The organism is Lysobacterales bacterium (assembly GCA_016721845.1).
GTDB lineage: Bacteria > Pseudomonadota > Gammaproteobacteria > Xanthomonadales > Ahniellaceae > JADKHK01.
On the sequence record JADKHK010000013.1, the window covers coordinates 61,886 to 72,690 of the forward strand.

8 protein-coding genes are annotated in these 10,805 nt (G+C 66.9%); 3 read left to right on the forward strand and 5 right to left on the reverse strand.

Features of this window, described 5'->3' with window-relative positions:
• Nucleotides 1-39 precede the first annotated feature (39 nt).
• The gene (locus IPP28_07630) at nt 40-1,089 is read left to right on the forward strand and encodes a GGDEF domain-containing protein (GenBank protein MBL0040901.1); all 1,050 of its coding nucleotides are present in this window, start codon (nt 40-42) and stop codon (nt 1,087-1,089) included.
• Here the strand turns inward: IPP28_07630 and IPP28_07635 are convergent, their stop codons facing one another.
• From IPP28_07635 to IPP28_07650, 4 genes are all read right to left on the reverse strand, one after another.
• Nucleotides 1,090-1,782, reverse strand: a complete 693-nt coding sequence (locus IPP28_07635; GenBank protein MBL0040902.1) for a DUF3108 domain-containing protein — start codon at nt 1,780-1,782, stop codon at nt 1,090-1,092.
• A 67-nt stretch (nt 1,783-1,849) separates the two neighbouring features.
• Nucleotides 1,850-2,485 (reverse strand): phosphoribosylglycinamide formyltransferase, encoded by a 636-nt coding sequence (locus tag IPP28_07640; GenBank protein MBL0040903.1) that lies wholly within the window; start codon nt 2,483-2,485, stop codon nt 1,850-1,852.
• Nucleotides 2,485-3,522 carry a phosphoribosylformylglycinamidine cyclo-ligase gene (locus IPP28_07645; GenBank protein MBL0040904.1) on the reverse strand — a complete coding sequence of 346 codons (1,038 nt, stop codon included), beginning with the start codon at nt 3,520-3,522 and terminating at the stop codon, nt 2,485-2,487. The genes IPP28_07640 and IPP28_07645 overlap by 1 nt, the downstream gene beginning before the upstream one ends.
• A gap of 94 nt (nt 3,523-3,616) precedes the next feature.
• Entirely contained in the window at nt 3,617-4,903 is a 1,287-nt protein-coding gene (locus tag IPP28_07650; protein ID MBL0040905.1) for a hypothetical protein, read from the reverse strand.
• Nucleotides 4,904-4,981: 78 nt separating this feature from the next.
• On the opposite strand from IPP28_07650, the gene IPP28_07655 reads away from it, so the two are divergent.
• Nucleotides 4,982-7,159 (forward strand): serine/threonine protein kinase, encoded by a 2,178-nt coding sequence (locus tag IPP28_07655; GenBank protein MBL0040906.1) that lies wholly within the window; start codon nt 4,982-4,984, stop codon nt 7,157-7,159.
• A 63-nt stretch (nt 7,160-7,222) separates the two neighbouring features.
• Here IPP28_07655 and metG read toward each other — a convergent pair whose 3' ends face one another.
• Nucleotides 7,223-9,265 (reverse strand): methionine--tRNA ligase, encoded by a 2,043-nt coding sequence (metG, locus tag IPP28_07660; protein ID MBL0040907.1) that lies wholly within the window; start codon nt 9,263-9,265, stop codon nt 7,223-7,225.
• A gap of 139 nt (nt 9,266-9,404) precedes the next feature.
• Between metG and apbC the strand changes: the two genes are divergently transcribed.
• Nucleotides 9,405-10,493 (forward strand): iron-sulfur cluster carrier protein ApbC, encoded by a 1,089-nt coding sequence (apbC, locus tag IPP28_07665; protein ID MBL0040908.1) that lies wholly within the window; start codon nt 9,405-9,407, stop codon nt 10,491-10,493.
• The last annotated feature ends 312 nt before the right edge of the window (nt 10,494-10,805 follow it).

Here is a 10,805-nt window from a genome sequence, read left to right on the forward strand (position 1 = left end):
GTTGCCGCCGTCGCGACCCATGATAATTTCCGGTCATCCATGACGACGCTCTCCTGGTCTGCCGCCGTGCTGGCCGCGCTCTCGTTCGTGCTCGCGATCGGGTTCTCGCGGCATCGACTGCTGTTGCTCGCGACCGTGCTGGCTGCGGTGGTTGCCGCGCGCATCGATGGCGGCGCACGCGGCTTGCAATCGAGCCTCGCGTTCGCGCCGGTGCTGTTGCTGATTGCTGCCCTCATGCCCGAAACGCGATGGCGCACGAAGCGCAATGCCGGCTGGCTGTCGTTGTTCGCGTTCGCCTTGCTGATGAGCCTGCATGCACCCGCGCATGTGATCGCGGCGCTGGACCGCTTCCTGACGGCGCTCTGGCCCGGATCCGACGCCGGCTTCGGCGCGATGGTGATGCTGTTCCTGGCGGCAGCGGCCTGTCTGCTGCGCTGGGTGCTGCGCGGCACGATGGCCGAGTTGACCGCCAGTCTGGCGCTGATCGCCTTCGGGTGTGCGCTGGCCTTGCTGCGGGATGCCGAGCGCAGCCTGCTTGCATTGACGGCGAGCGGTCTGCTGATCGTGTTCGGTTTGCTCTATGGCGCGTATCGCATGGCCTTCGTGGATGCGCTCTCGGGCTTGCGCAACCGGCGTGCGCTGGACGAGGCCATGGAGCGATTGTCCGGCACTTACGCGATCGCGATGGTCGACATCGACCACTTCAAGTCCTTCAACGATACCCATGGCCATGCGGCCGGCGATGTCGTGCTGCGCGAAGTCGCCGCGCGCTTGCGCCGTCATGCCGGGGCCGCGCCGTATCGCTATGGCGGCGAGGAGTTCTGCATCGTGTTCGAGGATGCTGCGGTCGAACGGGCCGACGACCTGCTCGAATCGGTACGTGCCGCGATCGAGGCACGCGCCATCCGCATCCGGCCGATCGGTCGCGACGGCAAGCCCGGCAAGCCCAAGGACGTGAAGGTCACCGCCAGCGTCGGTGTGGCCGACCGTTCGGAAAAGCGCAAGACGCCGAAGGACGTGATCAGCGCCGCCGACAAGGCGCTCTACAAGGCCAAGGGCGCCGGTCGCAACCGGGTCATGCGCGCCTGATCAGCGCAACAGCATTTCCAGGGTTTCGCCGTCGGGTTCCTTCTGGACGATGCGCACCGGCGTGTAGCCGAGCGCGGGGGCGATCCAGGTGGTGGTGGTGCGTCCGACCTTTTCGCGGATGCGTTCAAGCTTGATGCAGTCGAAACGGCCGCGCGCGGTGGCGATGGTTTCCCGACCAGCGATCCGGTAGCGATGGATGTCGATCTCGCGCTTGTCGGCGACGCGATATTCGAGCGTATCGTGCTTGGCTTTCAGGTCGGCCGCGAGCGCGAGCACGACCAGATTGCGGTCGATCGTGGCCGGGGCGTATTCGAGTGCGACCGAACCGTCGTCGTCGCTGGCGCCGATGCGTTTCGCGGAATGATCGACATCGACGCTGCGATTCTTCTTCTTCCACGCCGCTTTCTGGAAGTAGCGGTAATGCATGGTCTCGGGACGGCCATCCTGCCACCGGAAGGTGCTGTTCTCGTCGATGCGCACGCCGGCGAAGCCGGCCAGGCCTTCGGTGCCTTCGGAGTTCGTGCTGAACTGCCAGCCGTCCTTGCCCATGATCAGTTCGATGCTCGCCTTGCCGAGGACCTTGCCGTTGCGGATCAAGGCATAGTCGCTGTGGAAGGGCTGGATCGGGGCATCCTGTGCCGGTGCGGCGAATGCGGACGACATCAGGACGAGCAAGGCAAACAGACGAATCATCGGGTCAACTCCGGAACAGGCGCACAGCCTACGCGAGCAACTCTGAGTCGCAGGCAAACGCAAAGGTTCAATCGACCCGCAAGGGCTCGGTCAGGATGCGCTCATCGAAGCGGACGTGGTCGGCGTCGAAGCGCAATCGGCCTTCGGCACACCAGCGCACCGCTTGCACGAGCAGACGGTGTTCCTGCGGCAGCAGTCGTTCGGCGAGCGATTCGGCGCTGTCATCGGCGCTGATCGTCAGACGCGTCTGCGCGATCACCGGCCCGGCATCGAGGTCCGGGATCACGACGTGCACGCTGGCGCCGTGTTCGGTGTCGCCGGCCTCGATCGCGCGCCGGTGCGTGTGCAGGCCGGGGTAGTTCGGCAGCAAGGACGGGTGGATGTTGATCATCCGCGACACCCGTGGAGCGACGACGTCGGCCGACAGGATGCGCATGAATCCGGCGCAAACGATCAGGTCGGGTGCGCAGCCATCGATGGCTGCGAACAGGGCGCGGTCGTACTCGACGCGGGTCGAACCGGCTTTCGGCGCGACGTGTGATGCGGGAATTCTGCAGTCGCGCGCCTGTGCGAGTGCGCCCGAGTTCGCCTTGTCGCTGAAGACGCCGACGATACGGGCGTCAAGTTCGCCGCGGCGGACCGCATCGATCAGCGCCCGCAGATTGCTGCCGCGTCCCGATGCGAGAACCGCGATGCGCAGCATCAGCCGATGCGGACGCGTTCGCCGCCACCGGTCGCGACGACCTGGCCGATCTCGCGCGTCGCGAGTCCATGGCCGGCGAGCAGGCGCTTCGCCATCGCGACATCGTTGGGGTCGAGCAACAGGGTGAAGCCGACGCCGCAATTGAAGGTGCGCCACATTTCTTCATTCGCGACGTTGCCCGAGCGCTTCAGCCAGTCGAAGACCGGCGGCAGCACGATGGCGCCGGCATCGATGGCGAGACCCAGGCCGTCCGGCACGACGCGGATGATGTTCTCGGTGATGCCGCCGCCGGTGATGTGGGCCATCGCGTGCACCTCGATCTGGCCCAGCACGTCGAGCATCGGCTTGACGTACAGCGTGGTCGGCGCCATCAGCGCGTCGGCCAGCGATACCGCGCCGATGTTGTCGGCCAGGTTGGCGTTGACATGGCTGAGGATGCGGCGGATCAGCGAATAACCGTTCGAGTGCGGCCCGCTGGCGGCGACGCCGAGGATCACGTCGCCGGCGCGGACCCTCTTGCCGTCGAGCAATTGCGACTGTTCGACCGCACCGACGGTGAAGCCGGCGAGGTCATATTCGCCCGGCGCGTACATGTCCGGCATTTCGGCGGTCTCGCCGCCGATCAATGCGCAGCCGGCCAGTTCACAACCGCGCGCGATGCCGCCAACGACGGCGACCGTGGTCGCGACATCGAGTTTGCCGGTCGCGAAATAATCGAGGAAGAACAGCGGTTCGGCGCCCTGGACGAGCACGTCGTTCACGCACATCGCGACCAGGTCGATGCCGATCGTGTCGTGGCGACCCAGTTGCTGGGCCAGCTTGAGCTTGGTGCCGACGCCGTCGGTGCCCGAGACGAGTACCGGCTCGCGGTACTTGCCGCTGAGATTGAACAACGCGCCGAAGCCGCCGAGACCGCCCATCACTTCCTTGCGAAAGGTGCGCGCGACCAACGGCTTGATGCGCTCGACGACTTCGTTGCCGGCATCGATGTCGACGCCGGCATCGCGATAGGTCAGTCCGGTGGGTACTGCGGCCATGGGGCATTCCGCTGAAAAAAGGCGGGCGATGATACCAGTGGCCTTCGGGCGCTTTCCGTGGCCGTGGCGTGCCCGGCGAGGGTGCCGTGCCGGCTCAGCTCTTGCCGAATGGCCAGCGCAGCTTGTTCAGCAGGCCTTTCTGCTTCTCGTCGATGGTCGGCTGCGTGTTCAGGCGCTGCCGCGGCGTCCATTCGATGCGTCCCACCGCATCATAGGCATTCACCAGGTCGAACACCGCCTCCATGCGCACCTTGGCCATCGCCGAAATCTCGTTCAGGCGCAGCGGATTGTCCATGACCGCGGCGACGACGCCGTGCGAACGATATCCGGGTTCGATGAAGACCTGTTCCTTGAGTCGATAGGTGCCGCCGGGGTCCAGGTGCGACGCGAGTCGCCCGTTCGACTGCATCAGGGCGTGCAGCCAGACCAGGTGCCAATAAGGACGCGACGGTGCCGAGGCACGCGACTGGTTCAGATCCACCGTCGTCAGCTTCTTCCAGGCCGATCGCTGCAATTTGCCTTGGCAATAGACTTCCAGCGCCGACAGACTGGCATCGGCATGGAATACCTCGTTTTTGGGGTCGAGCGTCAGCACCGGGGCCTGGCCCAGCTGGATCTGCGACGGGCCGCCGAGCACGCCGGCACCGAAGAAGTACGGAAGTTCGCCGTCCTCGCGTTCGCTCGCGCCCCCAACCAGGGGTGAATTGGTCGAGAGCGCACCGTCGCGGGCGCCACCGATGCCCGCCTGCAATCCACCAGTGCGTTCGATCGCCTTGTTCTCGGCCCGTCGATTGCTGGACCCGGCCGGCGCAAGGCTGATGCCTTCGACCGTGGCGTCCTCCAGTTTGAGCTGGCGGAAATCCGGCTGCGACTGCAGTTCCTTCTCGCGCTTGATGATGACTTCCAGCCCTTCAGCTGCACCCACCCCGAGCATGGCCGCCTGGGCTTGCTGCTTTCGCTCGGCCAAGGCGTCGGTGCGCGAGGGTTGCAACGCCGGCTCGAAGGCTGCAGGCGCCTGCTGTTCGTAGAAGTTCTCGTCGACGTGGGTAATCCCTGCATTGGCCTGCAATGGCACCGATGCCGCCGCAATCACGCGCGCCAACTGATCGGCGTCGAGCGGATGACGCAGGACCAACGCGTCCTCGGCAGGCGCGTCTGCCTCGACCAGTACCGCGTAATGCACGCCCGACGATTCCGCCTTGATGCGTGCGGCCTCGCCGATCAGCACGCTGGGATCGACGATGACGAGATCGGCGCCGTCATCGTTGCCCCAGATCCACTTGGTTGCAGACTTGGCCGAAAGTTTGCGCAGCAGCAGGCGCAGGAACGCGGTCGTCTCCTCGGAGACGCCGACGACGGCAATGGTCTTGGTCGCGGACATGCACGGATGGTGCGTCTTGCACGGCCGCAACGCAAGCGTCCCGGCGCTATGCTCGGATCGCCCTGCAAATCGAGACCGATGGACGAAGAGGCCGTTACGTCACCCGGACAACGCCACGCGCCTTCGCTCGGGCGTTCGTGGCGAGGTCAGCGTCTGGGCGATTACCGACTCGATGGTGTGCTCGGCGAGGGCGGCATGGGCCTGGTGTTCGCGGCCACCGATACCCGCGACGGTCGCGAGGTCGCGATCAAGCGCGTGCGTCCCGGGCTTGCAACGACCACGTTGATGCGGCGTCTGGCACGCGAGTTCGCGCTGATGCAGCGCGTCGACCATCCCGGCATCGTGCGCCCGCTCGCCCTGGAGGCCGACCCGGAGGGCGCGCCCTACCTGGTGCTGGAGCGTGTGCATGGCGAAGCCTTCGGGGTGGCCGAGCTCGACCGGCCGTCACGCGAGCGCATCGCCTGGATTGCCCAAGCGGCGCGATTGGCCGGCGTGGCGCACGCCGAAGGCATCGTGCATCGCGATATCAAACCCGCGAACCTGATGATCGGCGCGAACGGGCAGGTGTATCTGCTCGATTTCGGCATTGCCAAGCCGGTCGCGGACGAGGCGATGACGGCGCTGACCCAGACCGGCGAACGCATGTTGACGCCGCGTTATGCCGCGCCCGAGCAGTTCCGCGGCGAAGACGTGGACGCGCGCGCCGACGTGTTCGCGCTCGGCACCATGCTGCTCGACAGCGTGTTCGGCATCGACGCGACCGTCCCCGACGCGACGCCGCTGGCGCCGCGCGATATCGCCTGGCTGCAAGCCATCATCGGCTGCGCACGCGATCCCGATCCGGCGCGGCGTTACGCCGATGGCCGCGCGCTGGCCGAGGATCTGGATCGCTGGCTCGCCGGCAAGCGTCCGCGCGCCGCGGGCTGGCTGCGACGCTGGCGCCGGAGTGGCGTGATCGCGACCGTGATGGTGCTGGTGCTGGTGCTCGCGGTCGCCGTGCTGGGCTGGCAATGGCAGGCCGCACGCCGCGCCGCACCGATCGATGCCGGCCTGGGCCTGGTCGTTGCCGACCTCGATGGATTGCCTGCATCGGCATCCGAAACCTTGCAGCTCGCGCTGGCCGCAGACGCCGCCGGCGATCGGCCCCGCGCCGAGGCCTTGATGCGTGCCGCCGATGCCGAAAGTCCGCATCACCCGTTGCCCCTGCTGTATCTCGCGACCTGGGAACGCGGCGAGGGCGAACACACCCAGCTGGCGCGCCTCGATGCCGTGCTCAAGGACAATCGTGACGCCTATCTCGGCCTGTTGCGGGACTGGTTGACCAGCGACGGCGCCTTGCCCTCGCAGACCGAACGCATCCTGCGTGCCGCGCTCGACCTGCGCCCTGCCGCGTGGAAGTTGCGCCTCGCGCTCGCGCACCAGTCCTTGCTGCGGGGTGATGATGCGGCGGCACGGCGCGAGTTGGCGGCGATCGATGCCGATCAGCTCGATCTGAAGCGTGCCACGATCGTGCTCGGCGATCGCGCCATGCTCGGCGACACGCAGGCGGTGGAACGGGTCCTGCCGGCGTTGCGCGCGCGCGATGCGCTGGCGGCCGACGTCGTGGCGGCAACGGTGGCGCTGGCGACCGCGCGTTGCGCCGATGTGGTTGATGGAAGCGAGGCGCGGGTTGCATCGGCGCTCGCCGCGCATCGCCCTGATCTGGCGGAGAAGGCTCAACGCATCGGCCTGCTCTGCCTCGGCGAACTGCAGCGATGGCCGGCCCTGCTCGATGGCGCCCGTCGTGCCTTGCGCGATGCGATCAATGCACAGGACGTCGGCGGCATGCCCGCCATGGCGATCCTGGCCGCGATCGCGGCGGTGCGCTCGGGGGATGCGGACGAGGCCGTGCGTCTGCTCGATCAGGTCGGTGCCGGAACGGTGCACGACGGGCTGCGCCTTGACCTGGCGCTGGCACGACGCATGCTCGGACTGGCGGATGTCGTGTTGCCGGAATTGCTCGTGACGCCTGGCATGACCCGAGACGATCCGGCGCTGGCGGCGCTGGCCCGCGCGTATGTCGCTCATGGCGAAGGTCGGGCCGACGATGCCAGGCAGTCGCTGGCCGACGCACGTCGCGATGGCATTCGCGAATCGCTGTTCGCGATGCACGCGGCCTGGTTGGCGCGGCAGTTGGGCGAGGCCGAGGCATCGACGCCAGAGCGCAGGCCGATGTTGTGGTATCCGCCCACCTCGCGTTGGGCGACGCGGTGGTGAAAACGACATTGCATCGCGCCGGCCGGCGGATGAATGCAGAGCATCGCGACCCGGGGGTCGCTCCTACTTCACCCTCATGCCGGGTTCGGCGCCGCTGTCGGGGCTGAGCAGGAAGGGGCCGCCGCGTTCATCCGAAGCGGCGAGCACCATGCCTTCGCTGAGGCCGAACTTCATCTTGCGTGGAGCGAGGTTGGCGACCATGACGGTCAGGCGACCGACCAGCGTGGCCGGGTCGTAGGCCGACTTGATGCCGGCGAAGACTTGCCGCTGCTCGCTGCCGAGGTCGAGTTTCAGGCGCAGCAGCTTGTCCGCTTCCGGGACCGCTTCCGCTTCGATGATGCGGGCGATGCGCAGGTCGACCTTGGTGAAATCGTCGATCGAGATCGTGCCTGCTGCAGTCGGCGCTTCGGTCTTCTTTTCCGCAGCTTTGGCGGGTGCCGCCGCCTTTGGTGCTTCCGCCAGCGTGTCCTTGCTCGCCTCGACCATGGCCTCGATCGCCTTGGCATCGACGCGGGTCATGAGTGGCTGGAACGGATGGATCACGTGATCGAGCAAGGGTTGCGCGATCTGGTCGAAGTGACCGATCGATTCGCCCAGGAAGGCCTCGGCCTTCGCCACCGTGGCCGGGATCACCGGCTTCAAGTAGCCAGCCATCACGCGGAACAGGTTCAGGCCCTGCGTGCACACGGCCTGCAGTTCGGCGTCGGCGCCCTCCTGCTTGGCGATCACCCACGGCTTCCGGTCGTCGATGTACTTGTTGGCTTCGTCGGCCAACGCCATCACCGTGCGCAACACGCGGCCGAGGTCGCGGGCACGATACGCGGCTTCGATGTCCGGACGGGCGTCGTTGAAGCGCTGCAGCATCGCCGCATCGGGCAGGGTCGTTGCAAGCCGGCCATTGAAGCGTGTGCTGATGAAACCGGCGCAGCGGCTGGCGATATTCACGAACTTGCCGACCAGGTCCGAGTTCACGCGCGCGGCGAAGTCCTCAAGATTGAGGTCGAGGTCCTCGACGCCGGCGCCAGTCTTGCCCGCGAAGTAGTAGCGCAGGTACTCCGGGTTCAGGTGATCGAGATAGGTGCGCGCCTGGATGAAGGTGCCGCGCGACTTCGACATCTTCGCGCCGTTGACGGTGAGATAGCCGTTCACGTGCAGGCGCGTCGGCGTACGCTGGCCCGAGCCGTGCAGCATCGCCGGCCAGAACAGACCGTGGAAGTTGATGATGTCCTTGCCGATGAAATGATGCAGTTCGGTCTTGGTGTCCGGCGCGAGAAAGCCGTCGTACACCAGGCCATGCTGATTGCAGTAGGCCTTGAAGCTGGCGAGATAACCGATCGGTGCATCCAGCCAGACATAGAAGAACTTGCCTGGCGCGTCCGGGATCGGGAAGCCGAAATACGGCGCGTCGCGCGAGATGTCCCAAGGACGCAGACCGCCGTCCAGCCATTCGCCGAGCTTGGCCTTGACCGAGCTGTGTGCCACGTCGCCCGTGAACCAGTCGCGCAACATGCCTTCGAACTTCTGCAGGTCGAAGAAATAGTGCTCGGATTCGCGCAGCACCGGTGTCGCGCCGGACATCACCGAGCGCGGGTTCTTCAAGTCCGTCGCGGCATAGGTGGCTGCACAATTTTCGCAGTTGTCGCCGTACTGGTCCGGCGTGCCGCACTTCGGGCATTCGCCCTTGACGTAACGGTCCGGCAGGAACATCTCCTTCACCGGATCGTAAAGCTGCTCGATCGTGCGCTTGCTGATGTAGCCGGCGTCGCGCAGCTTCAGGTACATCGCCGTCGCGATCTCGCGGTTCTCGTCGCTGTGCGTCGAGTGATAGTGGTCGAACGCGACTTCGAAGGCCTTGAAGTCGCGCTCGTGACCTTCCTGGATGCCGCGAATGAACACTTCGGGCGCGAGCCCGGCCTTTTCGGCCGCGAGCATGATCGGTGTGCCGTGCGCGTCGTCGGCGCAGACGAAATAGGCCGTGTCGCCGAGCATGCGCCGCGCCCGCACCCAGATGTCGGCCTGGATGTACCCGACCAGATGGCCGATGTGCAGCGGTCCGTTCGCATAGGGCAGGGCGGTGGTGACGAGCAGTGTGGAATGCGACGACATGATCTTCTCGGTTGATTCTTCGCCCCGCATCGCGAGGAGAAGACGTCCCGAAGGGACGGATGAGGGGTAATGCGGCCTGCAATGATGCCACGCCGACCCCCAGCCACTAAACTCCGAGATCCGATTCAAGGTACCGATCATGTCCAACGCCCAATCCGTCGCTGAAACCCTGCTCGCCACGATCGTCGATCCGCAGACCGGCCAGACCCTGGTCGAGTCCGGCATCGTCAAGGCCGTCGGTGCGGATGGTGACCGTGTCGTGGTCGACCTGGTCGTGCCCTATCCGGCCGCGAGCTGGCTCGGCGAGCTGCAGGCGCAGGTGAAACGCACGCTGGAAGCCGATGCCGCGATCGTGCTGGCCACGGTGTCGGTGTCGGCGCGGGTGTATTCGCACAAGGTGCAGAACGACCTGACGCCGTTGCCGAACATCAAGAACGTGATCGCGGTGGCGTCCGGCAAGGGCGGCGTCGGCAAGTCGACGACGGCCGCGAATCTGGCGCTGGCCTTGCAGGCGGAAGGCGCCAGGGTCGGCATCCTCGACGCGGACATCTACGGCCCCAGCCAGCCGCGCATGATGGGCGTGTCCGGCAAGCCCGATTCCAAAGATGGCAAGACCATCGAAGCCAAGATCGCGCACGGCGTGCAGGTGATGTCGATCGGTCTGCTGATCGAGGAGGACACGCCGATGATCTGGCGCGGCCCGATGGTCACGCAGGCACTGACGCAGTTGCTGTCCGACACCAACTGGCAGGACCTCGACTACCTCGTCATCGACCTGCCGCCCGGCACCGGCGATATCCACTTGTCGCTTTGCCAGAAGGTGCCGGTCTCGGGTGCGGTGATCGTCACCACGCCGCAGGACATCGCGCTGCTGGATGCGAAGAAGGCGCTGAAGATGTTCGAGAAGGTCAACGTGCCGGTGCTCGGCATCGTCGAGAACATGGCTATCCACGTCTGCTCGAACTGCGGCCACGCCGAACACATCTTCGGAGAAGGCGGCGGCGCCCGCATGGCCGAACAATATGGCGTGCCCGTGCTCGGCAGCTTGCCGCTCGACATCCACATCCGCGAACAGGCCGACGGCGGCACCCCGACGGTGGTCGCCATGCCCGACTCCGACGCCGCGAACCGCTACCGCGCCATCGCCCGAAAAACCGCCGCCCGCCTCTCGCAACAAGCCCGCAACAAGAAGATCAGCTTCCCGAACATCGTGATTCAGAACACTTGATGGCGGCACCGGGCCCCGGGCCGGCGGCGACAGTTTCCGGGGGGAAAGGGGGCCCGGGGGAAGGGGAAAAAAACCCCGCCCCGCGGGGGGGGCCCCCCCCCCCGCCGGGGGGGCCCGGGGGCCGCCCCCCTTTGCCCGGCCCGCGGGGGGCCCGCCGGGGGGCGCGGGCGGGCCGGCCGGGGGGGGGGGGGGGGGAGGGGGGGGGGGGAAGGGCCCCCCCCAACAACCCCCCCCCCCGCGGCCGCCCCAACATCCCCCGGCCGGGCGGCCCCCCCCGCCGGGGCGGGGGGGGGCGCCCGGGGGGGGCCCGGG